Origin of the sequence: Streptomyces sp. NPDC085946, assembly GCF_044540485.1 — a bacterium.
Taxonomy (GTDB): domain Bacteria; phylum Actinomycetota; class Actinomycetes; order Streptomycetales; family Streptomycetaceae; genus Streptomyces.
Genome location: NZ_JBITSF010000019.1, coordinates 99,110 through 123,383 on the forward strand (window position 1 = coordinate 99,110; position 24,274 = coordinate 123,383).

Consider the following 24,274-nt stretch of genomic DNA (forward strand, 5'->3'; position numbering starts at 1 on the left):
GTCACGGGAACCGGCCTCGCGGTGCGCGGGTCAGAACCCGACGGCCGTCAGGGCGCCGAGGCCCACGTCGGCGTAGGAGTGCTTGCCGGAGACGAAGATGTTCACGCCGTAGTAGTTGAACAGCCAGCAGCCGAAGGCGAGCAGGGCCAGGTAGGCGGCCTTGCGGCCCTTCCAGCCGGCGGTGGCGCGGGCGTGCAGGTAGCAGGCGTAGGCGATCCAGGTGATGAAGGACCAGGTCTCCTTGGGGTCCCAGCCCCAGTAGCGGCCCCAGGCGTCGCCGGCCCAGATGGCGCCCGCGATGATCGTGAACGTCCACAGCGGGAAGACGGCCGCGTTGACGCGGTAGGCGAACTTGTCGAGCGAGGCCGAGGCGGGCAGCCGCTCCAGCACGGAGGTGGCGAAGCTGCCGGGCCTGCCGCCGCCGGCCAGCTTGTTCTCGTAGCTGTCCTTGAACAGGTACAGGACCGTGGAGACCGCGCCGACGTAGAACACCGCGCCGCACACGATGGCGGTGGAGACGTGGATGTACAGCCAGTACGAGTGCAGGGCGGGCACCAGCTGGTCGCTGGCGGTGTACAGCACGGTGACGGCGAGACCGAGGTCGAGCAGGACCGTGGTGATGAGGAACAGGCCGAGCCAGCGCACGTTCTTCTTGAGCGCCAGCAGCAGGAGGTACACGCCGACGGCGACCGTGGAGAAGGTGATGTTGAACTCGTACATGTTGCCCCACGGCGCCCGCTGCACCGACAGGGCCCGCGCGAGCACACCGCCGAACTCGACCAGGAAGGCGAGCACGGTCAGGGAGACGGCGATCCGCCCGTAGAGGTCGCCCCGCTCGTCCCCGCCGTGCGCGCCGGGCCCGTCCGGCACGTCGCGCCGGCCGGCCGCGGCCCGCACGACGACCTTGGGCCGCTCCAGCACGGCGGTCCCGCCGGCCGTCCTCACGGTGACCGCCGGCGCCCCGTCCGCGCCGGGCTTCGCGGTGAGCGCGGCGGCGGTCCGGGCCACCTTGCTGCGGCTGCCGAAGAGCCACTCGGCGATGTAAGCGAAGAAGGCCAGGGTGTAGACGGCCATCGCGGAGTAGATCAGCACGTTGCTGATGCTCGCGAGATTCTCGTTGGTGGCGGCGGCGAGGGTCACTGCTGCTCAGCCCCTTCGGCAGGTACGGCGTGCGGGTCGGGGGAATCGGACGGCGGCGCCGGGCCGTCGTCGGGGTCGGGGGCGCCGGGGGCCCGCTCGTACAGGATCCCGGCGAGGTCGCCGAGCTCCTCGGGGACCTTGGCGGACTCGCTGCGGCCGAGCCCGGCCATCTCCACGACGGTGACGCCGTCGGCGCCCCGGACGGCGCGGACCCAGACGCGGCGGCGCTGGATGAACAGGGAGGCGGCCAGGCCGCCGATCGCGACGAGGGCCCCGGCGAGGGCCCAGCCGCCGCCGGGCTCCTGGACGATCTGGAAGCCGGCCCACTCCTTGACGTCCTTCTCGAAGGTGACCGAGCCGGCGCCGTTCGGGAGCTTCATGGTCTCGCCGGGCATCAGCAGCTTCTTGAACAGCTCGCCCTTGGAGTCCTTGAACTCCTTCATGTTCTTCTTGTCCATCTGGTACACGCTCTGCGGGATGCCGGCGTCGGCCCCCAGGTCGCCGTGGTAGGCGGACAGCGCGAGCACCGGATAGTCCAGCGCGGGGAACTGGGAGAGCATCGTGCCGCTGGCCGAGCCGCCGAAGGTCGGCACGAAGAAGGCGTTGAAGCCGAGCTGCTCCTTCTCGCCCCCGGGGTTGCGGTAGCCGTCGAGGACCTTGACCACGCCGGAGGAGGTGACGTTGGCGTCCAGCGGCAGCAGCGGCACCGCGTCCCGGAAGACGACCTCGCCCTTGCCGTCGCGGACCGTGACGACCGGGGCGTAGCCGTGGCTGACGAGGTAGACCTTGGCGTCGCCGATCTCCAGCGGCTCGTTGACCTTGATCCTGGTCTTCTTCTCCGTGCCGTAGGCGCCCTCGGTGTAGGTGAGGTCGGCCTGGTAGAGGCGCGGGGTGCCCTTGTTGGGGCCGGTGCGCTCGTAGGTGCCGGTGAACTCCTTCAGGTGGAAGCTGAAGGGCACCAGGTCCTCGGTGGCGAAGAGGTTGCCGGACTTGAAGTCGTCGTACTGGGTGAGCGTGTTGGAGAAGCCGCCGCCCTCGACGATCAGCTTGTTGCCCTCGGACTTGAACAGCTGGCCCCAGGCGAAGGCGACCAGCATCACGATCAGGGCGATGTGGAAGGCCAGGTTGCCCAGCTCGCGCAGGTAGCCCTTCTCGGCGGCGACGGCGTCACCGGCGAGGTGGGCGCGGAAGCGGCGCTTCTTCAGCAGGGCGAGCGCGGCCTCGCGGACCTGCTCGGGCTCGGCCACGGTGCGCCAGGTGGTGTACGCGGGCAGCCGGTTCAGGCGCCTGGGCGCGCCCGGCGGGCGGCCCCGGAGCTGGCCGACGAACTGCCAGGTGCGGGGCACGATGCAGCCGATGAGGGAGACGAACAGCAGGATGTAGATCGCGGAGAACCACACCGAGCTGTAGACGTGGAACAGGCCCAGCTTGTCGTAGACGTCGCTGAGCGCCGGGTGGGCCTCGCGGAAGTCGGCGACCTTCGTCTCGTCGACGCCGGTCTGCGGGATCAGCGAGCCAGGGATCGCGCCGAGCGACAGCAGCAGCAGGAGCAGCAGCGCGACCCGCATCGAGGTCAGCTGCCGCCAGAACCAGCGGACCCAGCCGAGGGCGCCGAGCGCCGGCAGCTGGGGGGCCTCGTCGCTGGGGGCGGTGGTGAGCTGGGAGCCCGCGGCGCCCAGCTCCTGGTCCTCGGCGGCGGTCGGGGCCGGGTCGGAGGTGGTCTTGCTCATCGATCAGATCCCCACAGTGAAGCCGTTGGACCAGACCTGCATCTCCTGCACGATGCGGTCCCAGGCGCCGGTCAGCAGCAGCAGACCGGTCACGATCATCATCGTGCCGCCGACCCGCATCACCCAGACGTAGTGCCGCTTGACCCACCCGAAGGCGCCGAGCGCCTTGCGGAAGGCGACCGCGGCGAGCACGAACGGCACGCCCAGCCCCAGACAGTACGCGACGGTCAGGACGGCGCCGCGCCCGGCGCTCGCCTGGTCCAGGGCGAGCGCCTGCACGGAGGCGAGGGTGGGGCCGATGCAGGGCGTCCAGCCGATGCCGAACAGCGCGCCGAGCAGGGGCGCGCCCACCAGCCCGGTCGACGGGCGCCGGTGGAAGCGGAACTCGCGCTGGGTGAGCCAGGGCATCAGGCCCATGAAGAAGACGCCCATGAGGACCATGAGCACGCCGAGCACCTTGGACAGCACGTCCCGGTGCACCTGGAGCGTGTCGCCGAAGTAGCCGAACAGCGCCCCGGAGGAGACGAACACGGCGGTGAAGCCGAGCACGAACAGGGAGGCGCCCGCGACCATCCGGCCGCGCCGGGCCTCGGCGAGGTCGGTGCCGGCGACCCCGGTGACGTAGGAGAGGTAGCCGGGGACCAGCGGCAGGACGCACGGCGAGAAGAAGGAGACCAGCCCGCCGAGCAGCGCGATGGGCAGGGCCACCAGCAGGGCGCCGTTGAGCACCGTGCCGTTGGGGTCCGTGACCGCGGCGAGCGTGGTGAGCGCGGTCACGTCACTTCTCCGCGAGGACCGGCTTGAGCATCTTCAGCAGGCGCTCCTCGCTGAGCGCGGCCAGCGACCGGGCCGCGATCCGCCCGTCCCGGTCGAGGACGAGCGTGGAGGGGACCGTCTGCGGGTTGAGCGTGCCCTTCTCGAAGCGGAGCATCAGCTTGCCGGCCGGGTCGTACAGGCTCGGGTAGGGGATCCCGAAGTCCTCCTCGAAGGCGGCGGCGGCCTTCACGTTGGTGTCCCGGGTGTTGATGCCGACGAACTGCACGCCCTTGCCGGCGTACGCCTTGGACACCTTGGCGAAGTACTTGGCCTCCGCGCGGCAGGGGTTGCACCAGGAGCCCCAGACGTTCAGGACGACGACCTTCCCCTTGTAGTCGGCGACGTCGAGGGTGTCCCCGGTGACGGTCCTGCCGGACAGCTCGGGGGCCGCGGCGCGCTCCCCCCGGGCGACGGTGGCGATGCCGTCGGTGCCGGTGACGAAGTTGGTGTCGCCGCCCCCGCCGGACGTCCCGCCGGAGCTGCACGCGGAGACGAGCAGCGCGGCCACGGCGGCGCCGGCGGCCAGGACGGCGCGGCGGGCGCGGGTCGTGCGGTGCGGGTGATTCGAGCGGTTCGTGCCCTGGGGGGCGCGGCTGGCGGCACTCATGTGAAAAGTTTCGCATGCCCGTTCCAGGGCTCTCGCGCACCCCCCTTGCGGGTGGAAAACCGCATATCAGGCGGCTTTCCCGGCTCCCTCGGCGGTCTTCTCGGCGCCCTTGAGGAACTCCTTCCAGCCGCCGGCCGGCTCCTGCCCGACCTCCAGGGTGCGCAGCTTCGCCAGCACCTCCGGCCGCTGCGCGTCCAGCCAGTCCGTGAGCTGCCGGAACGAGACCAGCCGGACGTCGCCGCCCTTCTCCTTCTCCCGCGCGATGTGCCGGAACGCCTCCTCGACGGCGTCCATGTAGATGCCGCCGTTCCACTGCTCGAAGTGGTTGCCGATGAAGAGCGGCGCCCGGTTCGTCTCGTAGGCCCGGCGGAAGCCCTGGATGTAGGACCGGGCGGCCTGCTCCCGCCAGGCCGGGTGGCGGTGGGCGGGGGCGTTCGTGGAGTTGAGCGACTGGTTGGCGAGCATGTTGTAGTCCATCGACAGGACCTCGAACGAACGACCGGGGAAAGGTATCTGCTGGAGGGGCAGGTCCCAGATCCCCTGCCGCTTCACCGGCCACACCTGGCGTCCGCCGGGCGAGGAGGCGTCGTAGCGCCAGCCGAGCTCCCGCGCGGCGGGCAGCAGGTTGTCCTGGCCGAGCAGGCAGGGCGTGCGGCCGCCGACGAGCTCCTTGTCGTAGTCGAACGGCAGCGCCGGCAGATCGGTCCAGCCGGTGTTGGTGCGCCACCGCGTCACGAAGGACCGGGCCTGGTCGATCTCGCTGCGCCACTGCCGCGGCGTCCAGCGGCCGACCGAGCCGGGGCCGTCGCCGCAGAAGTGGCCGTTGAAGTGGGTGCCTATCTCGTGGCCCTCCAGCCAGGCGCGGCGCAGGTTCCTCAAGGTGTCCTTGATGTGCGCGTCGGTGAGGTAGCCGATGTCGGAGGCGCCGCGCGGGTTGTTCGGCGGGTCGTACAGGCGCTTCTTCGACTCGGGCAGCAGGTACAGGCCCGAGAGGAAGAAGGTCATGCTCGCGCCGTGCTCGCGGGCGAGGTCCAGGAAGCGCGGGAAGAGGCCGTTGCCGACCTCGCCGGCCCCGTCCCAGGAGAAGACGACGAACTGCGGCGGCCGCTGCCCCGGCTCCAGCGGGACGGGGGCGGCGGGCTGGTGGGGCTGCCTGCCGGTGTAGGAGGTGGAGCCGTCGCCGAGGAGCCGGGCGGTGGGCGCGGGCTTCGGACGGGTGCCGGGCCGGCCGCCGCCGGAACCGCCGGCGTGCGTCGAGCCGTCCGGCCCGGTGGGGCCGCCGCAGCCCGCCAGCGACACGGCGGTCGCGGCTCCGGCACCCGCGCCGAGCCCGAGCATTCCCCTGCGGGTGAGAGTGCGCATCGCATCCCCGTTCGTCACGTCCTTGGGTGGTCACCCAGTCAGAGGAGGTGACGAACGGGGAGGTTCCTCGCTTTCGCACACGTTTCGCAGCGGGGTCACGTACGTGTGAGGAGCGTCACGGGGGCGTGACGGGGGGTGCGTCAGAGGGTGCTGCGTCAGGGGGTGTGTGACGGGGGGTGCGCGACGGGGGCGCGTCGGTCACGCCCCGAAGGCCTTGCCCTTCCCCTTCACCGGCTTGGCGCCGGCCAGGAGGTGGGGCGGGACGAGATCGCGGGCCGGCTCGGAGTAGCCGACGGACACGATCCGGTCGCCCTGGAAGGTGAAGGTCGTCAGGGAGGCGAGCGTGCACTGCCGCCGGCGCGGGTCGTGCCACAGCCGCCGCCGCTCGACGTAGGACCGCACGATCCAGATCGGCAGCTGGTGGCTGACCAGCACCGCCTCGTGCCCGCGCGCCCGGTCCTTGGCCGTGTGCAGCGCGGCCGTCATGCGCACCACCTGGTCGACGTACGGCTCGCCCCAGGACGGCCGCACCGGGTTGACCAGGTGCCGCCAGTTGCCCGGGCGGCGCAGCGCCCCGTCGCCGACGCCGAAGGTCTTGCCCTGGAAGACGTTGTCGGCCTCGATGAGCCGCTCGTCGGTGTTCAGCTCCAGGCCGTGCGCCTTGGCGATCGGCGTGGCCGTCTCCTGCGCCCGCTCCAGCGGGGAGGCCGCGACGTACGTCACGTCCCGCGGGGCCAGGTGCTCGGCGACCCGCTCGGCCATCCGCACGCCCAGCTCGGAGAGGTGGTAGCCGGGCAGCCGGCCGTACAGGATGCCGTCCGGGTTGGCGACCTCGCCGTGCCGCATCAGGTGGACGACAGTGATGTCGGTGCCGGCGCTCATGCGGTCGCCTCCGCAGCCGCCCGGGCCGCCGCCGGAAGGGCGTCGGCGATCCGCTCCAGGGCCCGCTCGTCGTGCGCGGCGGACACGAACCAGGACTCGAAGGCCGACGGCGGCAGGTAGACGCCGCTCGCGAGCATCGAGTGGAAGAACGCGTTGAAGCGGAAGGCCTCCTGCTCCTTGGCGTCCGCGTAGGTGCGCACCGGCCGGTCGGTGAAGAAGACGGAGAACATGTTGGAGGCGTTCTGCAGCGTGTGCGCGACGCCCTCCTTGGTCAGCGCCTCGGAGACGAGGGACCGGATCCGCGCGGAGGCGGCGTTGACCCTGTCGTAGGCGGCGTCGTCGAGGAGGCGCAGCTGGGCGAGGCCGGCGGCGGTGGCGACGGGGTTCCCGGAGAGGGTGCCGGCCTGGTACACCGGCCCGGCCGGGGCGAGGTGGCCCATCACGTCGGCGCGCCCGCCGAAGGCCGCGGCGGGGAAGCCGCCGCCCATGACCTTGCCGAAGGTCATGAGGTCGGGCCGCACCCCGTCGATGCCGTACCAGCCGGCCCTGCTGGTGCGGAAGCCGGTCATCACCTCGTCGGAGATGTAGAGCGCGCCGTGCTCGGCGCAGACGTCCTTGAGCCCCTGGTTGAACCCGGGCAGCGGCGGCACGACGCCCATGTTCCCGGGCGAGGCCTCGGTGATCACGCAGGCGATCTCGCCGGGGTGGGCGGCGAAGGCCGCGCGCACCGCGTCGAGGTCGTTGTACGGCAGCACGATCGTGTCGCCGGCCTGGGCGCCGGTCACGCCGGGCGTGTCCGGCAGCGCGAAGGTCGCCACGCCGCTGCCGGCCGAGGCGAGCAGCGAGTCGACGTGCCCGTGATAGCAGCCGGCGAACTTGATCACCTTGGAGCGGCGGGTGAAGCCGCGGGCCAGCCGGATCGCCGACATCGTCGCCTCGGTCCCGCTGGAGACGAGCCGCACCTGCTCCAGCGGCTCGATCCGGGCGACCATCTCCTCGGCGAGCGCGACCTCGCCCTCACCGGGCGTGCCGAAGGACGTGCCGCGGGCCACGGCCTCCTGGACGGCGGCGATCACCTCGGGGTGGGCGTGCCCGAGGATCATCGGCCCCCAGGAGCAGACCAGGTCGACGTACTCGCGGCCGTCGGCGTCGGTCAGGTACGGACCGGTGCCGGACACCATGAACCGGGGCGTACCGCCGACGGCGCGGAAGGCGCGCACCGGGGAGTTCACGCCGCCCGGCGTCACGGCCGTCGCACGGTCGAACAGCGCCTGCGAGGCTGGGGCTTCGTACGGATATGCCAGTTCGCTCATGACCTGCGACTTCTCCGACCTTCTTCGTCTTGCGGGTTCACGGACTCCGGTTGCCAGTGACCTGTTCAGGGTAGGCCAGGGGCACGGGGCGCAGCGGGGCGCTCCGGGCCGACCGCCCCTACCGGTCCGCCGCCGTCTGCGAGACTGGTCCCTGATACACACAGCTCGAACGGCCCATGGCGGTCAGAGGCCGAGGAGCTCCCCGCGCGGGTGGTCCGCCGTACGTTTCGGCGAGCGGCCGTGGGGGAGGTCACTGACACGATGATCGGGTTGCGCGGCGGGGGCCACGCGTCCTAGAAAAGCAGTCGGGTGGAGATATGCATCGCGGTGGCGGACTGGGCGAGGGGACCGATGACCTGGGTCCTCGACGTGCCCGGCGGGGAAGGCACCGGCGCGACGCGGAGGACACGAACGAAGCACGTCAGACGCAGGGTCTTCCGAATGAACCCGAGCGGGTCGACCGACGTATGGACGATCGACGTACGGACGACCGGCGCGTGGACGGACGGATCGACCGTCCCGGGTCGGGGAGCAGGAATGGTGGTCGGGTGGGGGTGACGTACAAGTACTTCGGCGCGCCGGACGGCGCGACGGCGGCCCGCGTCCCGATCTCGATGCGTCCCGAGGAGCTCGGCGGCGACGAGCTCGGCATGAACGGCATGTTCACCAAGATCAAGCCGGAGACGATGGCGGCCATGGTGCTGACCGGCATCGAGGGCGTCCCCCTGCACAAGGTCCCGCCGCTGGAGCTGGTCGTCCTGCACCCGGACTACGCCGTGGTCAAGCTCCCCATGACCGTCGTCGACCCGCTGCGCGGCATCGGCGAGGAGGCGGTGGGCGCGGCGGCGTTCATCTGGTCGACGGTGCCGGACCGCGGGGGCCCGCGGGACGCCTTCAACGTGTACCAGCTGCTCCACGAGTGGCAGGACTTCTCGCACCGGCTGCACGAGGCGGGGCACCAGCCGTACTGCCTGGTGTGGCCCTGAGCCGCGTCCCCGCGCGGCCGGGAGGCCGGTGACGGGGCCGGGCAGAGGCGCCCGGCCGGCCGCCGGGCCCGTCCCGCCGGTGCGGGACGCGGTCGTGGCCGCCGGACGGCCGGGGCCGGTGACGCTCCCGGCGCGGACCGCGGTCCGCCGTCCCGGGTGAACGGCCCCGAGTCCGGCAGTCCGCCACCGGCGGTTCGCAGGAGAGCGCGTGCGCGGGCCCGTGAGGTCCGGCGCCGCCGCCTGCCCGCCCCGCCCCGGCTCCTCCGCCGCCCCGGACGCCGTCCGGGCCCGGTACGGCCGGCACGGCAGGACCGTGGAGATCACCAAGTTGAACGAGCCGAGCGCCCGGCTCCACGCGGCGCTCGGCGGCGGGCTCGCCGGGCGGCGCCGACGGACGCGCGCCGCCGTCGCCCGGCGGCGCGCGTCCGTCCGGGCCGCGGCCGGCCCCCCGTGCCGGCCGCGGCCCCGCCTCAGCAGCAGCCGCCCGCGACCACCGGGTCCTGGGCGGCGGCGCCGGGCTGCCGCGTGGCCGCGGTGCCGGCATCGATGTCGGTGCCGGTGCCGGAGAGGCCGGTGCAGCAGGTGCTGTCCGGCTGCCGGGCGAGGGTGCCGGCGTCGGCCTTCACCACGTAGACCTCCCAGGGCTCGCGGCCGGGGCCGTGCACCCAGACCTTGTCCTGGAGGGCGTAGCAGCAGGCGGTGTCGCGCTCCTCGGCCGTGGCGAGGCCGGCCCCGGCGAGGCGGGCGGTGGCGGCGGCCACGTCCTCGGTGGAGCCGACCTCGACGCCGAGGTGGTCCAGGCGGGTCTCCTCGTCCGCCGCGCCCTCGATGAGGACGAGCTTGAGCGGGGGCTCGGCGACGGCGAAGTTGGCGTAGCCGTCGCGGAGCTTGGCCGGCTCGGTGCCGAACAGCTTGCGGTAGAAGGCGACCGACGCGGCGAGGTCGGGGACGCGCAGGGCGAGTTGGACGCGGGACATGGCGTTCCTCCTGGGGACGGGACGGGGTGCCGTCGGCACGTGCACGGCATCCCTCTGTTTCGACATGTGTCGATGTGCTGCACGTGCCAGCATGCCACTTGCTTCGGCAATCATCAATATAGACAGAGGTCGAATCCAGACGGGGCCACGAGGATTTGATTCGACGTGTGTCAACATAGACACATGTCGAACACGAAGGTGCTGCCGCTGCTCCGGCCCGAGGTCTCCGGTTCCTCCGCGGAGCCGTGCTGCCCGCCGCTGACCGAGCGCCCGTTCACCGCCGAGGAGGCCGAGACGGCCGCGCGGATGTTCAAGGCCCTGGGCGACCCCGTGCGCCTGCGGCTGTTCTCCGCCGTCGCCTCCCACGAGGGCGGCGAGGCGTGCGTGTGCGACATCTCCGACGTCGGCGTCTCCCAGCCGACCGTCTCGCACCACCTCAAGAAGCTGAGGGAGGCCGGCCTGCTCACCTCCGAGCGGCGCGGCACCTGGGTGTACTACCGCGTCGAGCCGTCCGTGCTGGCCGCGATGGGCAGGCTGCTGTCCCTCGCGCCGGCCACGGCCTGACCGGGCCGAGGAGAGGCCACCGTGCCCGAGAGCACCCTGCCCGGACCGGCCGCGCCCGCCGGCGTGACGGCCGCCCCGATGACCGCCGCGCACGCCGGCGAGGTCCTGGCGATCTACCAGGCGGGCATCGACGAGGGCGACGCGACCTTCGAGACGGCCGCGCCGAGCTGGGAGGCGTTCGACGCCGGCAGGCTCCCCGGGCACCGCTTCGTCGGCCTGGACGCCCGCGGGACGGTCCTCGGCTGGGTCGCCGCCTCCCGGGTCTCCGACCGCTGCGCCTACGCCGGTGTCGTCGAGCACTCCGTGTACGTCCGCCCCGGCGCCCGGGGCCGCGGGGTGGCCGCCACGCTGCTGACGGCGCTGATCGACTCCACGGAGGCGGCCGGGATCTGGACGATCCAGTCCGGCGTCTTCCCCGAGAACACCGCCAGTCTCGCGCTGCACGCGCGGGCCGGCTTCCGCGTCATCGGCACGAGGGAGCGCATCGGCCGCCACCACGGCCGCTGGCGCGACGTCGTCCTCCTCGAACGCCGCAGCCCCGTCGTCGTGTGACCGGCTGAGGCGCCGTACCCCGTCGGGCGACCGGCGGGGGCGCCGTACCCCGTCGGCCGTCGTCGGGTGACCGGCGGGGACCCCGCACCCGGCCCGCCGTCACCAGGCGACCGGCGAAGACGCCACGCCCCGCCCACCGTCACCGGACGACCGGCAGGGACCCCACACCCCGCCCACCGTCACCGGACGACCGGCAGGGACCCCACACCCCTCCGGCCCCTCCGGCCCCGCCGGTCCCGCGGATCCGTCCGGCCCGTGCTCACGCGCTCACGCGCTCACGCGCCCCCGTCGGCCGCGCACCCGCTCACGGTGAACCCGATCACCGTCCCGCCCCCGTCCCGCCGGTGGGCGAACGGGGCTCCGCCGTGCGCCAGCGCCACCTCCTGGACGATCGACAGGCCCAGGCCGGAGCCCGGCAGGGAACGGGCGTCGGCGGCGCGGTAGAAGCGGTCGAAGACGCGCTGGAGGTCGTCGTCGCAGATGCCCGGACCCCGGTCGAGGACCTCGACGCGGAGGGTGCCCGGCCGGGCGGGTCCGGCCACCACGATCTCGATCGGGGCCCGGCCGCCGCGGTCGAACTTCACCGCGTTCTCCACGAGGTTGGACAGCGCCCGGGTGAGCATGCCGGGCCGCCCGGTCGTCACCGTCTCGCCGCTGGCCCGGACGGTGATCCGGCGCCCGCTGCGGCGCCGGGCGAGGGCCGCCACGTCCTCGGCGAGACCGGCGAGGTCGACCCGCTGCGGCGCCTCGCTGTCGGACTGCCCGGCGGCGAGGTCGACGAGCTCGTTGACCAGGTCGGTCAGTTCGAGCGCCTCCTGGGCCAGGTCCGCGACCAGTTCCTCGCGCGTGCCGGGCGGGAGCTCGTCGATGCGGCGCAGCAGGGAGATGTTCGTCCGCAGCGAGGTCAGCGGGGTGCGCAGTTCGTGACCGGCGTCCTGGACCAGGCGGCGCTGGTCCTCCTCGGACTGGGCCAGGCGCCCCAGCATGCGGTCGAAGGCACGGCCCAGGCGGCCCACCTCGTCGTAGCCGGTGACCGGCACCTGGACGCCGAGCCGGCGGGTGCGGGCGACGTCCTCGGCGGCGGAGGTCAGCACGACCAGGCGGCGCGTGATGCGCCGGGCCAGCCACCAGCCGAACAGGCCGGCGCCGGTCACCACGGCCGCCATCAGGACCAGCGTGCGCCGCTGGAGCGCCCGCAGCAGGTCCTCCGTGTCGCTGAACTCCTGCGCGACCTGCACGGCGCCCTGCCGGTCGCCGAGCGCGACGGTCGCCACGCGGTACACGTCGTCGCCGACGTCGACGTCCTTGTGCTGGGTCAGCAGCCCGGCGACGGCGGCGCCCGCGACCCGGCGGTCGGCACCGGTCACCGGCAGCCCCGGGCTGCCCGGGTCCGCGATCCGGCCGTCCGGGCCGAGCACCTGCACGTCGGTGCGGGCGGGCCGCACGAGGTCGTGACCGGGCGCGGAGGAGAGGAAGTCGCCCGGGGTCATGCGGTTGCGCCGGACCTCGTTGCGCAGGTCCTGCACCACCTCGTCGAACACCGTCTGCTGGTCGACCCGCACCAGCCGGGCCGCGGCGCTGTAGGACAGGATGCCGACGAGCACCGTGACGGCCGCCGTGACCGTGGCGAACGACACCGCGAACGTGGTCCGCAGCGACAGCAGGTGGGGCCGCCGCAGGGCCGGCAGCCACCGCGGACGGGCGGGCACTCAGTCCTCCCGCAGCACGTAACCCACGCCGCGCACCGTGTGGATGAGCTGCGGAGCGCCCGGCTCGTCGAGCTTGCGGCGCAGGTAGCCGACGTAGACGGCGAGGTTCTTGGAGCCGGGGCCGAAGTCGTAGCCCCAGATGCGGTCGTAGATGGTCGAGTGGTCCAGGACGATGCCCGCGTTGCGGACCAGCAGTTCCAGCAGCTCGAACTCGGTGCGGGTCAGCTCCAGCTCCCGCCGGCCCCGCCAGGCCCGGCGCGCCCGCGGGTCCATGCGGATGCCGGCGGCCTCGACGAGGTGCTCGGGGAGGGCGGCGGGGGCGGCCACCGCGGAGGGCCCGGGCGCCGCGGGGCCGGCCGGGGACACGGGGGACGCGGACGCCGCGGGGCCCGCCGGTGACGCGGCCGGCTCGGGGGCGCCCGGCTCCCCGGAGCGCCCGGCGGGCTCCGGGGTACGCCGCGGGGCCTCCGGCGGGGCGGTGCCGGGGTCGGCGGGCGCCGGGCCGGTGCGGCGCAGCAGGGCGCGCAGCCGGGCGAAGACCTCCTCGACGTCGAACGGCTTGACGACGTAGTCGTCGGCGCCCGCGTCCAGACCCGCGATCCGGTCGGCGGTCTCCACGAGCGCCGTCAGCATCAGGATCGGCGTGCGGTCGCCCTCGGCGCGCAGCACGCGGCACACCTGGAGCCCGTCGATGCCGGGCATCATCACGTCCAGCACGAGGACGTCCGGACGGCTGCGGTGGGCCTGGGCCAGCGCCTCGACGCCGTCGGCGACCGCCGTGACCCGGTAGCCCTCCAGCGTCAGGGCGCGCTCCAGGGCGTGGCGGATGGCGCGGTCGTCCTCGGCGAGCAGAACTGTCTGGGGCACGCGTCCAGTGTGCCAAGGCGCCCGGGCGGCGTGATCGGGTGCGTCGCGCCCGGGCGGCCTTCTTACTGCGCTCTCACCCTCGGGCCCGGGCGACCCGGGAGGCGTGCGTCGGCGCGTCCGGCACGTCGGCCGGCCGGCCGGTCGCGAACTCCTTGCGCAGCACGGGCACGACCTCCTCGCCGAGGATGTCGATCTGCTCCAGCACGGTCTTCAGCGGCAGGCCCGCGTGGTCGATCAGGAAGAGCTGCCGCTGGTAGTCGCCGGCGTACTCGCGGAAGGCCAGCGTCTTCTCGACGACCTGCTGCGGGGAGCCGACGGTCAGCGGGGTCTGGGCCGTGAACTCCTCCAGCGACGGCCCGTGCCCGTACACCGGCGCGACGTCGAAGTACGGCCGGAACTCGCGCACCGCGTCCTGCGAGTTGCGCCGCATGAACACGTGCCCGCCGAGCCCGACGACCGCCTGCTCGGGCGTGCCGTGGCCGTAGTGCGCGTACCGCTCCCGGTACAGCTCGACCATCCGCCGGGTGTGGTCGGCGGGCCAGAAGATGTTGTTGTGGAAGAAGCCGTCGCCGTAGTACGCGGCCTGCTCGGCGATCTCCGGGGAGCGGATGGAGCCGTGCCAGACGAACGGCGGTACGCCGTCCAGCGGGCGGGGCGTGGCCGTGAAGCCCTGCAGGGGCGTGCGGAACCGGCCCTCCCAGTCGACGCCCTCCTCGCGCCACAGCCGGTGCAGCAGGGCGTAGTTCTCGATCGCGAGCGGGATGCCCTGGCGGATGTCCTGCCCGAACCAGGGGTAGACCGGCGCGGTGTTGCCGCGGCCCAGCATCAGGTCGACCCGGCCGTCGGCCAGGTGCTGGAGCATCGCGAAGTCCTCGGCGATCTTCACCGGGTCGTTGGTGGTGATCAGGGTCGTGGCCGTGGACAGGACCAGCCGCTCGGTGCGGGCGGCGATGTACCCGAGCATGGTGGTCGGCGACGACGGCACGAACGGCGGGTTGTGGTGCTCGCCGGTCGCGAAGACGTCGAGCCCGGCCTCCTCCGCCTTGAGCGCGATCGCGACCATGGCCTTGATGCGCTCCCGCTCGGTCGGCGTCCGGCCCGTGACCGGGTCCGGCGTCACGTCGCCCACGCTGAAGATCCCGAACTGCATGGTCGCTCACCCTCCGCAGGTTGTTTACTGTTCAACCATACCTGCGGGGGGCGCATTCCCGGGACTGGCCCGTGCGGGACACCCTCCCGGGACCGGACCCGCGCGGGAGCCGATCCGGGTCCGCCCTGCGCGGGACACACGTCCCGGGCCACCCCGCGCGGAGGCTGATCCCGGTCCGCCCCACGCGGAAGCCGATCTCAGTCCGCCCCGCGCGGAAGCCGATCCCCCGGCCACCCCACACGGGGCGCATACCCCGGACCACCCCCGTGCGGGACACCCTCCCCGGCCCACCCCGCACAGGGTTCACGTACGACCACCCCCTGCGCAGCCGCCCCCGCACGGCTCAATCCCCCGGCCGCTCCCAGGAAGGGTCGCGCCCCGTCGCCGCCAGGAGCTGCTCGAAGCGGCCCGCGTCCCGCGCCACCGGCACCGGATCGGCGAAGAAGCCCATCCGCCGGGCCGTCGGCGCCATCTCGGCCACCGCCTCGTCGAGGGTGTCCAGGACACCGGCGTCCGGCAGGTACGTCCGGCCGGTCGCGCGCGCCAGGTCCCAGGCGTGCACGGTCAGGTCGAGCAGCGCCATGCAGCCCACCGTCCGGGCCGGCAGGCCCATCCCCCCGGTGGTGCCCTCCTCGGCCCCCGGCGCGGACCAGGCCGCCACCAGCCGCGCCGCCGCCCCGGCGAACTCCTCCCGCCAGTCGCCGCCCGCGCCCACCCGGTCCGGCGTGCGGGAGAAGTCCGCCGGCTGCTTCGCGGCCAGCGCCCGGAACTCCACCACCACGTGGAACAGGTGGTTCACCAGGGCCCGCACGTCGTAGTCGCCGCACGGCGTCGGGGCCGCCAGGGCCTCGTCCGGGATGCCCCGCACCACGGGCACCGCCCGCTCGGCGGCCGCGCCGAGCAGCACACCGAGCGAGGGCGCCCGCGTCGCCCCCGGCACACCTCCCGGGGCTCCGCCCTCCTGCCCACGCACCACGGTCTCGTTCTCGTACGTCATGCCGCGACCGTACGGACGGCACCGCCGCCGGGGCTTGAAAAAACGCGACAGGCGGGCGGGACCGCGGACCCGGCGGCACCGGACGGCACCCGGCGGCACCGGACGGACCCGGGCGGGCCCGGGGTGCCACCGCATACGATCCGGCCATGGCCGCTCCCCGACGCGACACCCGCGGCATCGTCGACGCCCCCGGCCTCCTCGCCCGCGTCCGCTTCCGCCGCCACACGCCGGCCGAACCGCTGCGCCCCTACCTGGAGCACTACTGGCTCATCGACTGGGACCTGACGGAGCCGTACGTCTCCCACGTGGTCCCGCACCCGAGCGTGAACATCGTCTTCCAGCGGTTCGAGGGACGCGAGCCCTTCGGCGAGGTCGCCGGGATCGGGCTCGGCCTGTTCACGCATGAGCTGCGCGGACGCGGACGGGTGTGCGGCGTCCAGTTCCGGCCCGGCGGCTTCCGCCCCTTCGCGCCCGGGCGCGCGGTGTCCGGCTGGACCGGGCGGCGCGTGCCGCTGGCCGAGGCGTACCCGGGGACGGACCCGGACGTCGACGCCGTCCTCGGCCCCGACGGCGAACGGGACCGCGTGGCCGCCCTGGACGCCTTCCTGCTGCGCCACGGGCCGCGGCCCGACCCCCAGGCCGCCCTCGCGATGGCCCTGGCCGACCGGATCCGCCGCGACCGCACCATCCGCCGCGTCGGCGACTTCGCCCGCTCCGAGGGCATGTCGGTCCGGTCCGTGCAGCGCCTGTTCGCCGAGTACGTCGGCGTGGGCCCCAAGTGGGTCATCCTGCGCTACCGCGTCCACGACGCCCTGGAGCGGGCCGAGTCGTCCTCCGGCACGGACTGGGCCGCGCTGGCCGCCGACCTCGGCTACGCCGACCAGGCCCACCTCGTCAGGGACTTCACGGCGACGGTGGGCGTGCCGCCGACGGCGTACGCGCAGAGCGTGCGCTGACGGGCCCGCGGGGAACCGGCGGGCGTCAGGCGACGCGAAGGACCATCGGCGCCCGGCCCGGTCCGGCCGGGCGTGCGCGGGCACCGCGGCCGGCCCGGGGCGCCGCGCGCGCCGGTCGAGCGCGCGAGCCGCCGGGATCCTCCCGGCCCGTCCGCCCCGTGGACGGGGCCCGGACAGCTCACGGCCCGTCACCTACGCTGGACGGCGACCACCGGCCCACCGCCTCACCCGCCCAGGAGCAGCCCATGGCCACCGCCGCACCGCCCGCCGCCTCCCGCATCGCCGTCGTCACCGGTGCGAGCAGCGGCATCGGGGCCGCCACGGCCCGGCAGCTCGCCGCGGCCGGCTACCGCGTCGTCCTCACCGCACGCCGCAAGGACCGCATCGAGGCGCTCGCCGAGGAGATCACCCGGGCCGGCCACTCGGCCACCGCGTACGCGCTGGACGTCACCGACCGCGCCGCCGTCGACGAGTTCGCGACCGCCTTCCGGACGATCGGCGTCCTCGTCAACAACGCGGGCGGCGCGCTGGGCGCCGACCCGGTCGCCACCGGCGACCCGGACGACTGGCGCCGCATGTACGAGACGAACGTCCTCGGCACCCTCAACCTCACCCAGGCCCTGCTCCCCAAGCTGATCGCCAGCGGCGACGGCACGGTGGTCGTGGTGTCCTCCACCGCCGGCCACGCCACGTACGAGGGCGGCGCGGGCTACGTCGCCGCCAAGCACGGCGCCCACGTCCTCGCCGAGACCCTCCGCCTGGAGATCGTCGGCCAGCCGGTGCGGGTCGTCGAGATCGCGCCGGGCATGGTCAGGACGGACGAGTTCGCCCTGACCCGCTTCGGCGGCGACGCCCAGAAGGCCGCGAAGGTCTACGAGGGCGTCGCCGACCCCCTCACCGCCGACGACGTCGCCGACACCATCACCTGGGCGGTCACCCGCCCCAGCCACGTCAACATCGACCTCCTGATCGTCCGCCCCCGCGCCCAGGCGTCGAACACGAAGGTGCACCGGGAGACGCGCTGACGGGCGTCAGCCCTTCACGCAGACGACCTGCTTGAGCTTGGCCACGACCTGGACGAGGTCCCGCTGCTGGTCGATGACCTGCTCGATCGGCTTGTAGGCGCCCGGGATCTCGTCCACGACGCCGGAGTCCTTGCGGCACTCCACGCCCCGGGTCTGCTCCTCCAGGTCCTTCGTCGTGAACCGGCGCTTGGCCGCGTTGCGGCTCATGCGCCGGCCGGCGCCGTGCGAGGCCGAGTTGAAGGACTTCTCGTTGCCGAGGCCCTTCACGATGTACGAACCCGTGCCCATCGAGCCGGGGATGATCCCGTACTCGCCCGAGCCCGCGCGGATCGCGCCCTTGCGGGTCACCAGCAGGTCCATGCCCTCGTACCGCTCCTCCGCCACGTAGTTGTGGTGGCAGGAGATCTCCGGCTCGAAGACCGGCTTCGCCTTCTTGAACTCCTTGCGGACGACGTCCTTCAGCAGCGCCATCATGATCGAGCGGTTGTACTTGGCGTACTCCTGCGCCCAGAACAGGTCGTTGCGGTACGCCGCCATCTGCGGGGTGTCCGCGACGAAGACGGCGAGGTCCCGGTCGACCAGGCCCTGGTTGTGCGGGAGCCGCTGGGCGACGCCGATGTGGTGCTCGGCGAGTTCCTTGCCGATGTTGCGGGAACCGGAGTGCAGCATCAGCCAGACAGAGCCGGATGTATCCGTGCAAACCTCGACAAAATGGTTCCCGCCGCCGAGCGTTCCCATCTGCTTTCCGGCCCGGTCGTGACGGAATCTGACCGTTTCGGCGACCCCGCCGAACCGCCGCCAGAAGTCGTCCCACCCGCCCGTCGCGAGACCGTGGAACCGCCCCGGATCGACCGGCTCGTCGTGCATCCCCCGCCCCACCGGGATCGCCTGCTCGATCCTCGACCGCAGGCGGGAGAGATCGCCCGGCAGGTCGTTGACGGTGAGGGAGGTCCGGACCGCCGACATGCCGCAGCCGATGTCGACGCCCACCGCGGCCGGGCACACCGCGCCGCGCATCGCGATGACGGAGCCGACCGTCGCGCCCTTGCCGTAGTGCACGTCCGGCATCACGGCCAGGCCCTTGATCCACGGCAGGGTCGCGACGTTCCGGAGCTGCTGCATCGCCCCGTCCTCGACCGACGCCGGGTCGGCCCACATGCGGATGGGCACCTTCGCACCCGGCACCTCGACGTACGACATATCGTCCTCGTTCCCCCGGAAAACAACAGAAAGCGGTGAAGCGCAAAACCGGTGCCAAGGTCGACGAAAAGGGATGACGGACCGGCGTCCACGGCAGTGCGTGCGATACACATTGTCTCCAGGGGACGCCCCCGTGCGGCAAGCGATTAACCAGCGGGGACACTGGATCATCCGGACAACGGACACCGTCGAGAGGAGCCTCACCGTGCAGCGGAAGGCGTACGTACCCGGCGTCGCCGCGCTCCTCGCGGTCCTGCTGGCCGGCTGCACCGGCGGCTCGGGCGACGGCGGCGTGACGGACGACGCCAACCCGGGCGACGCCGGCCAGGCGACCGCGGCGGCGGAACCGGGCCGGTACCGCACCCTGCCCGAGCCCTGCGGCGCGGTCGGCAGCGAGAGCCTCGACGAACTCCTGCCCGGCGTGCGGGAGATGACCGACGAGGAGCAGCGCGAGAAGGCGTACGCGGGCCAGGCGACCCTCACGTACGACACCGACCGCAAGGTCGGCTGCCGCTGGAAGGTGGAGTCGGCGAACGCCACCGACCACCTGTTCGTCGACTTCGAGCGGGTGGTGTCGTACGACACCGCCGTCAGTGACGACAGCCAGGCCGAGCAGCTGTTCGCTGAGAAGGCGGCGGACGCCGAGCTGCCCGTGCCGGCGGTGACGGACTCCGTCGGCACGGACTCCGGTTCCCCCGCCGCCCCCAGCGGCTCGCCCTCCGCGTCGGCCTCGCCCTCGTCCTCGGCGTCCCCGACCGGTTCGGGCACGGCCTCCTCGTCCTCGTCCTCCTCGGTCACCCCGGCCGACCTCCAGCCCCGGCTGCTGGAGGACCTCGGCGACGAGGCGTTCCTCGACGACGAGCTGAGCAGCTCGGGTTCGACGGCCAAGCAGCGCACGGTGACTGTGGCGTTCCGCACGTCGAACGTGATCGTGACGATCGAGTACGCGGAGCAGCCGGTCACGGTCGGCGTGGTCCCGGACAGCAAGGAAATGCAGGACAGGGCCCGGAAACTGGCCGCGCGGCTGGCGGATTCGCTGGGCGGCTGAGCCACCTCGACGGGTGTGGCGCGCGCGTCCGCGAAGCCGGCGAAGGCCGTCCGCTCGGCTGACGCACCGCGTACCGTGACCCCTCGGACCCGTTCCGGACCGCAGGAACCACGAGTGTCATGAGTGAAGGAACCATGCGACGAGCACAGCGAGACCTGCCCCACCAGCGAGCGAAGCGTCTGACCCGCGTCCTTGTCTGCGCGGCCGCCGTCCCCGTGATGCTGGTGGCAGCCGGCTGCTCCTCGGACTCCGGCTCGGACGGCGGGGACAAGCCGGAGAACGCCGCCGCGTCGGCGTCCGCGAGCCCGTCGCCGACCGTGCGGCCCGCGGCGTACGACACGCTGCCCGAGCCGTGCGACGTGCTGGCGGAGAAGACGCTGGACGACCTCGTCCCGAAGGCCAAGTCCGGCAAGGAGGGCACGTCGGACGACCTGTCGACGCGTGCCGGCTGCTCGTGGAGCAGCCTGGACAACAACGGGGTGAAGGGCTCGCAGTTCCGCTGGCTGAACGTGTCGCTGCTGCGCTTCGAGTCGGACGTCACGCGTGGCGCGGGCGACGAACTGGCGCGGGAGTACTACCAGAAGCAGGTGCAGGACGCCCAGGCCGTGGAGGGCGCCAAGAGCACCAAGTCGGAGCCGGTCGCGGGCACGGGCGACGAGGCGACGGCCGTGCGGTACGAGCTGAAGAAGAAGGAAGGCACCTTCAAGCAGCAGACGGTGGTGGCGCGCGCCGAGAACGTCGTCGTCACGGTCGACTACAACGGCGCGGGTCTGGCCGGTGACAAGACGCCGGACGCCGGCGAGCTGATGAAGGACGCGAAGAAGGCGGCCGAGGAGGCGGTGGCCTCGGTGGTGTCGGCGAACGGCGAGGGCGGCGGCACGGCGAGCGGCTCGCCGTCCAAGGCGCCCTCGAAGACGCCGTCGAAGTCCGCGTCGAAGCCGGCGTCCGCCTCGCCGTCCGCGGCTTCGTCCAAGTCGCCCTCGAAGGCGACCTCTTCGGCCGCGCGCAAGAGCTGACGAAGGGCGCGGCCGGGAGCCGGCACGGTCCCGGAACCGCGCCCGACCCCGGACCGGCCACCCGTCCCCCGCACACATGTGCCACTCTGTTGCGCGCAACAACGCGCAAGGGAGGGGAGGACGGGTGGCCGCGCCACTGCAGCTGACACGGATGCACCGGGTTCTCATCGGTGTGGTCGTCGCCGGTGCCGTCGTCATCGCCGGTATCGGATTCGCCGGGTCGTACGCGGCCGTGCGGGAACTGGCCGTCCAGAAGGGCTTCGGGAACTTCTCCTACGTCTTCCCGATCGGCATCGACGCGGGCATCTGCGTCCTGCTCGCCCTGGACCTGCTCCTGACCTGGATCCGCATCCCCTTCCCGCTGCTGCGCCAGACGGCGTGGCTGCTGACGGCCGCGACGATCGCCTTCAACGGCGCGGCGGCCTGGCCGGACCCGCTGGGCGTGGGCATGCACGCCGTCATCCCCGTCCTGTTCGTGGTGTCGGTGGAGGCGGCCCGGCACGCGATCGGCCGGATCGCGGACATCACGGCGGACAAGCACATGGAGGGCGTCCGCCTCACCCGCTGGCTGCTCTCGCCGGTCCCGACGTTCCTGCTGTGGCGCCGCATGAAGCTGTGGGAGCTGCGCTCCTACGACCAGGTGATCAAGCTGGAGCAGGAACGTCTCGTCTACCAGGCGCGGCTGCGGTCCCGCTTCGGGCGGGCCTGGCGGCGCAAGGCCCCGGTGGAGTCCCTGATGCCGCTGCGGCTGGCCCGCTACGGCGTCCCGCTGGCGGAGACGGCTCCGGCGGGGCTGGCGGCGGCGGGGATCGAGCCGGCGCTCATCCCGCCGGCGCCCGCGCAGGCGGAGGTGACCGCGCCGCGGGTGGCGCCCGCGGCGCAGCAGCGCCCGCAGCTGGAGACCCCCCGGCCCGCCGAGCGCCCCGCGCCCGGGCCGGCCCCCGCCCCGGAACCCGAGCCCGAGCCGGAGCCGGAACCCGAGCCCGAGCAGAGCCCGTGGTTCGTCCCCCGCGAGGTGGCGTACCAGGGCGGCTACGACCCGGACTACGACCCGGCCGAGCAGTACGCCCAGTGGTACGCGGAGCAGCAGGAGGCCGAGCAGTACCAGGACCAGTACCAGGAGGAGCCGCCCCAGGAGCCGTCCCCGGAGGACACCGGCACCTTCCCGGTCCCGGCGGGCCCGGGCCGCACCCGTGAGCTGGGTGAGGGCGGGGGCGTTCCGGAGCCGGACGAGGAGGCCCTCTACCAGGTCTTCAAGCAGTCGATCAACGGCAGCTACCCGACGGCGAACCAGCTCGCCGACAACGTCGAGGCCGCGTTCGGCGTCCGGCTCGACGGTGCGGAGGCCAAGCGCATGGTGGAGCGCTTCAGCGGGCGCTTCAACAAGGAGCTGGAGGAAGAGCACATCGCATGAGGAAGGGGCCCTCGAGGGAGGGCCCCTTCTCGTCGTGCGGTGCCGCGGTCACGCCCCGAGCAGCCTGCGCACCCGGTCCTGGCCGACGGCCAGCAGCAGGGTGGGCAGCCGGGGGCCGGTGTCCCGGCCGACCAGCAGGTGGTACAGCAGCGCGAAGAAGGACCGCTGGGCGGTCTTGATCTCCGGCGGCAGCTCCTTGGGCGTGGCGTCCGCGGAGAAGCCGGCCTGCACCTTGGGCACGCCGTAGACGAGGTGGGTGAGCCCGTCCAGCGACCAGTGGTCGGCCAGCCCGTCGAGCAGCAGCCGGAGCGACTCCCGGCCCTGGTCGTCGAGCGACTTCAGCAGTTCGGTGTCGGGCTCGTCGCGCACGATGGTCCGCTGGTCGGCGGGGACGTGCGTGTTGATCCACGCCTCGGCCTTGTCGTAGCGCGGCCGGGCCTCGTCCAGGGAGGTCAGCGGCTGCTCGGGGTCGAGCTCGCTGAGGATGCGCAGCGCCTGGTCCTCGTGGCCGGCGGTGATGTCGGCGACGGAGGCCAGGGTCCGGTACGGCAGCGGCCGGGGCGTCCTGGGCAGTTCGCCGGCGGCCGTGCGCACGGCGCGGGAGTGCGCGGCGAGGTCGGCGGGCAGGGCCGTGCCCTCGGCGACCTTGGCGTCGAGCCGGTCCCACTCGTCGTACAGGCGCTGGATCTCCTGGTCGAAGGCGACCTTGAAGGACTGGTTGGGGCGGCGGCGGGCGTAGAGCCAGCGCAGCAGCTGCGGTTCCATGATCTGCAGGGCGTCGGCGGGGGTGGGGACCCCGCCCTTCGACGACGACATCTTGGCCATGCCGGAGATGCCGACGAAGGCGTACATGGGGCCGATGGGCTGCTCGCCGCCGAAGATGCCGACGATCTGGCCGCCCACCTGGAAGCTGGAGCCCGGGGAGGAGTGGTCGACCCCGCTCGGCTCGAAGATCACTCCTTCGTACGCCCAGCGCATCGGCCAGTCGACCTTCCAGACCAGCTTGCCGCGGTTGAACTCGCTGAGCCGGACCGTCTCGGAGAAGCCGCACGCGGTGCAGGCGTAGGTCAGCTCGGTGGAGTCGTCGTCGTAGGCGGTGACGGTGGTGAGGTCCTTCTCGCAGTTGCCGCAGTACGGCTTGTACGGGAAGTACCCGCCGGAGCCGGAGCCGTCGTCCTCGGCGGCGGCGCCGGAGCCCTCGGCGGCCTCCAGCTCGGCCTCGTCGACCGGCTTCTGCTGGGCCTGCCGCTTCTTCTGGTCGGCGGGCTTGGGCTTGGTCCGGTACTGGGCGAGGACGGCGTCGATGTCCCCGCGGTGCTTCATGGCGTGCAGGATCTGCTCGCGGTAGGCGCCGGAGGTGTACTGCTCGGTCTGGCTGATGCCGTCGAACTCCACGCCCAGCTCGGCGAGCGACTCGATCATGGCGGCCTTGAAGTGCTCGGCCCAGTTCGGGTGGGCGGAGCCCTTCGGGGCGGGGACGGAGGTGAGCGGCTTGCCGATGTGCTCGGCCCAGGCCTCCTCGTCGACGCCGGCGATGCCCTTGGGGACCTTGCGGTAGCGGTCGTAGTCGTCCCAGGAGATCAGGTGCCGGACCTGCCGGCCGCGGCGGCGGATCTCGTCGGCGACCAGGTGCGGGGTCATGACCTCGCGCAGGTTCCCCAGGTGGATGGGGCCGGACGGCGACAGCCCGGACGCGACGACGACCGGTTTGCCCGGGGCCCGACGCTCCGACTCCTCGATGACCTCATCCGCGAAACGGGAGACCCAGTCGGTGGTCTCGGTGCTCTGAGCCACGATCGGCACGTCCTCTTTTTCCCTGGGAGTTAGCTGGAGGTTTCTCCGCGAGCAGCGGCCGGTGCGGTGGCACGGCCGACCGCTTCATTCTCCCAGACGGCCTCGCGGCCGAAAAACCGCTTTACCCCCCATGGGATACTGACCGTGTCTATCCATCCCCACGAGGAGA

Annotated in this window: 22 protein-coding genes; 8 read left to right on the forward strand and 14 right to left on the reverse strand. The window is 73.1% G+C overall.

All coding sequences use genetic code 11. From position 1 onward, the window contains the following. Positions 1 to 30: 30 nt before the first annotated feature. From ccsB to hemL, 7 genes are all read right to left on the reverse strand, one after another. Complete coding sequence (gene ccsB / locus ACIF8T_RS30435) at positions 31 to 1,140, reverse strand: c-type cytochrome biogenesis protein CcsB (RefSeq protein WP_400039356.1); 1,110 nt, start codon at positions 1,138 to 1,140, stop codon at positions 31 to 33. Further along, complete coding sequence (locus ACIF8T_RS30440) at positions 1,137 to 2,870, reverse strand: cytochrome c biogenesis protein ResB (RefSeq protein WP_400039358.1); 1,734 nt, start codon at positions 2,868 to 2,870, stop codon at positions 1,137 to 1,139. The genes ccsB and ACIF8T_RS30440 overlap by 4 nt, the downstream gene beginning before the upstream one ends. 3 nt (positions 2,871 to 2,873) lie before the next feature. After that, a complete protein-coding gene (locus ACIF8T_RS30445; RefSeq protein ID WP_400039360.1) occupies positions 2,874 to 3,647 on the reverse strand; it encodes a cytochrome c biogenesis CcdA family protein in 774 nt (257 codons plus the stop codon). Position 3,648: 1 nt separating this feature from the next. Further along, positions 3,649 to 4,293 carry a TlpA family protein disulfide reductase gene (locus ACIF8T_RS30450; protein ID WP_400039362.1) on the reverse strand — a complete coding sequence of 215 codons (645 nt, stop codon included), beginning with the start codon at positions 4,291 to 4,293 and terminating at the stop codon, positions 3,649 to 3,651. A 66-nt stretch (positions 4,294 to 4,359) separates the two neighbouring features. After that, entirely contained in the window at positions 4,360 to 5,655 is a 1,296-nt protein-coding gene (locus ACIF8T_RS30455) for a hypothetical protein (RefSeq protein WP_400039364.1), read from the reverse strand. A gap of 198 nt (positions 5,656 to 5,853) precedes the next feature. Then, complete coding sequence (locus ACIF8T_RS30460; protein ID WP_400039366.1) at positions 5,854 to 6,537, reverse strand: histidine phosphatase family protein; 684 nt, start codon at positions 6,535 to 6,537, stop codon at positions 5,854 to 5,856. After that, the gene (gene hemL / locus ACIF8T_RS30465) at positions 6,534 to 7,850 is read right to left on the reverse strand and encodes a glutamate-1-semialdehyde 2,1-aminomutase (protein ID WP_400039368.1); all 1,317 of its coding nucleotides are present in this window, start codon (positions 7,848 to 7,850) and stop codon (positions 6,534 to 6,536) included. The genes ACIF8T_RS30460 and hemL overlap by 4 nt, the downstream gene beginning before the upstream one ends. Positions 7,851 to 8,398: 548 nt before the next feature. Here hemL and ACIF8T_RS30470 point away from each other — a divergent pair. Continuing rightward, on the forward strand, positions 8,399 to 8,836 hold the full coding sequence (locus tag ACIF8T_RS30470; RefSeq protein WP_003974483.1) for a hypothetical protein: 438 nt from the start codon (positions 8,399 to 8,401) through the stop codon (positions 8,834 to 8,836). A gap of 470 nt (positions 8,837 to 9,306) precedes the next feature. Here the strand turns inward: ACIF8T_RS30470 and ACIF8T_RS30475 are convergent, their stop codons facing one another. Beyond that, the gene (locus tag ACIF8T_RS30475) at positions 9,307 to 9,813 is read right to left on the reverse strand and encodes an ArsI/CadI family heavy metal resistance metalloenzyme (protein ID WP_400039370.1); all 507 of its coding nucleotides are present in this window, start codon (positions 9,811 to 9,813) and stop codon (positions 9,307 to 9,309) included. Between the two features lie 183 nt (positions 9,814 to 9,996). Between ACIF8T_RS30475 and ACIF8T_RS30480 the strand changes: the two genes are divergently transcribed. Together ACIF8T_RS30480 and ACIF8T_RS30485 are read left to right on the forward strand one after the other, a co-directional pair. Beyond that, positions 9,997 to 10,377, forward strand: a complete 381-nt coding sequence (locus ACIF8T_RS30480) for an ArsR/SmtB family transcription factor (RefSeq protein ID WP_400039372.1) — start codon at positions 9,997 to 9,999, stop codon at positions 10,375 to 10,377. A 78-nt stretch (positions 10,378 to 10,455) separates the two neighbouring features. Next, on the forward strand, positions 10,456 to 10,929 hold the full coding sequence (locus ACIF8T_RS30485; protein WP_400039447.1) for a GNAT family N-acetyltransferase: 474 nt from the start codon (positions 10,456 to 10,458) through the stop codon (positions 10,927 to 10,929). 275 nt (positions 10,930 to 11,204) lie between these two features. On the opposite strand, the gene ACIF8T_RS30490 is transcribed toward ACIF8T_RS30485, so the two are convergent. The 4 genes from ACIF8T_RS30490 to ACIF8T_RS30505 all read right to left on the reverse strand — a co-directional run bounded on the left by ACIF8T_RS30490 (position 11,205) and on the right by ACIF8T_RS30505 (position 15,652). Continuing rightward, positions 11,205 to 12,638: an ATP-binding protein gene (locus ACIF8T_RS30490; protein ID WP_400039374.1), complete on the reverse strand. Its 1,434-nt coding sequence runs from the start codon at positions 12,636 to 12,638 to the stop codon at positions 11,205 to 11,207. Continuing rightward, positions 12,639 to 13,505 (reverse strand): response regulator, encoded by an 867-nt coding sequence (locus ACIF8T_RS30495; RefSeq protein WP_400039376.1) that lies wholly within the window; start codon positions 13,503 to 13,505, stop codon positions 12,639 to 12,641. A gap of 73 nt (positions 13,506 to 13,578) precedes the next feature. Further along, entirely contained in the window at positions 13,579 to 14,655 is a 1,077-nt protein-coding gene (locus ACIF8T_RS30500; RefSeq protein ID WP_400039378.1) for an LLM class flavin-dependent oxidoreductase, read from the reverse strand. A 343-nt stretch (positions 14,656 to 14,998) separates the two neighbouring features. Beyond that, positions 14,999 to 15,652: a TIGR03086 family metal-binding protein gene (locus ACIF8T_RS30505; RefSeq protein ID WP_400039380.1), complete on the reverse strand. Its 654-nt coding sequence runs from the start codon at positions 15,650 to 15,652 to the stop codon at positions 14,999 to 15,001. Between the two features lie 146 nt (positions 15,653 to 15,798). Here ACIF8T_RS30505 and ACIF8T_RS30510 point away from each other — a divergent pair, with 146 nt between their 5' ends. Together ACIF8T_RS30510 and ACIF8T_RS30515 are read left to right on the forward strand one after the other, a co-directional pair. Continuing rightward, on the forward strand, positions 15,799 to 16,608 hold the full coding sequence (locus ACIF8T_RS30510) for a DUF6597 domain-containing transcriptional factor (RefSeq protein WP_400039381.1): 810 nt from the start codon (positions 15,799 to 15,801) through the stop codon (positions 16,606 to 16,608). 245 nt (positions 16,609 to 16,853) lie between these two features. Beyond that, on the forward strand, positions 16,854 to 17,633 hold the full coding sequence (locus tag ACIF8T_RS30515) for an SDR family NAD(P)-dependent oxidoreductase (protein WP_400039383.1): 780 nt from the start codon (positions 16,854 to 16,856) through the stop codon (positions 17,631 to 17,633). A 6-nt stretch (positions 17,634 to 17,639) separates the two neighbouring features. Here ACIF8T_RS30515 and ACIF8T_RS30520 read toward each other — a convergent pair whose 3' ends face one another. Then, a complete protein-coding gene (locus tag ACIF8T_RS30520) occupies positions 17,640 to 18,833 on the reverse strand; it encodes an RtcB family protein (protein WP_400039384.1) in 1,194 nt (397 codons plus the stop codon). Between the two features lie 205 nt (positions 18,834 to 19,038). On the opposite strand from ACIF8T_RS30520, the gene ACIF8T_RS30525 reads away from it, so the two are divergent. From ACIF8T_RS30525 to ACIF8T_RS30535, 3 genes are all read left to right on the forward strand, one after another. Next, the gene (locus ACIF8T_RS30525; RefSeq protein ID WP_400039386.1) at positions 19,039 to 19,881 is read left to right on the forward strand and encodes a DUF3558 domain-containing protein; all 843 of its coding nucleotides are present in this window, start codon (positions 19,039 to 19,041) and stop codon (positions 19,879 to 19,881) included. Positions 19,882 to 20,000: 119 nt separating this feature from the next. Next, positions 20,001 to 20,897: a DUF3558 family protein gene (locus tag ACIF8T_RS30530; protein WP_400039387.1), complete on the forward strand. Its 897-nt coding sequence runs from the start codon at positions 20,001 to 20,003 to the stop codon at positions 20,895 to 20,897. Between the two features lie 124 nt (positions 20,898 to 21,021). Further along, on the forward strand, positions 21,022 to 22,311 hold the full coding sequence (locus ACIF8T_RS30535; protein WP_400039389.1) for a DUF2637 domain-containing protein: 1,290 nt from the start codon (positions 21,022 to 21,024) through the stop codon (positions 22,309 to 22,311). Between the two features lie 48 nt (positions 22,312 to 22,359). Here ACIF8T_RS30535 and lysS read toward each other — a convergent pair whose 3' ends face one another. Then, a complete protein-coding gene (gene lysS / locus ACIF8T_RS30540; protein ID WP_400039391.1) occupies positions 22,360 to 24,114 on the reverse strand; it encodes a lysine--tRNA ligase in 1,755 nt (584 codons plus the stop codon). Positions 24,115 to 24,274: the final 160 nt, after the last annotated feature.